Source organism: Faecalibacterium sp. DFI.5.82, from assembly GCF_029076575.1.
GTDB lineage: Bacteria > Bacillota > Clostridia > Oscillospirales > Ruminococcaceae > Faecalibacterium > Faecalibacterium duncaniae.
The window spans coordinates 1-308 of the sequence record NZ_JARFIS010000572.1 but is presented as its reverse complement, the minus strand read 5'-3'; the positions used below and the strand labels follow the sequence as shown (position 1 = coordinate 308).

General features: G+C 51.3%; 1 pseudogene. It reads right to left on the bottom strand.

Annotation, left to right across the window (positions count from 1 at the left end):
• A pseudogene (locus P0G09_RS17935) lies at positions 1–270 on the bottom strand (hypothetical protein); the annotation flags it as partial.
• Positions 271–308 lie beyond the last annotated feature (38 nt).

Sequence of the window (308 nt, the reverse complement as noted above, 5' to 3'; positions counted from 1 at the left end):
ATAGCGCTTGCCCGCCAGTTTCATCACCTGCGCCGGGTTGTACCTGAGCAGCAGCGAGCTGTCGGGGATGTTCAGGTACGCTTCATCCTCGTCAAAGCAGGGCAGAATGTCGGGAGCCTCGTCCAGCGTGATGACTGTCAGTTCCATATCCGGGGCGATGGCAGCAAAATAGATCTCGCCACTGCTCCTGCTCTCCGACAGTGCCGCACAGTTGTGCATATCAATGGTGACTTTCTCGGAACGAATAATGGGATTAGAATCATTTTTCATAGGCATTTTCTCCTTTTTTCTATAGAAAAAGTCCCAAC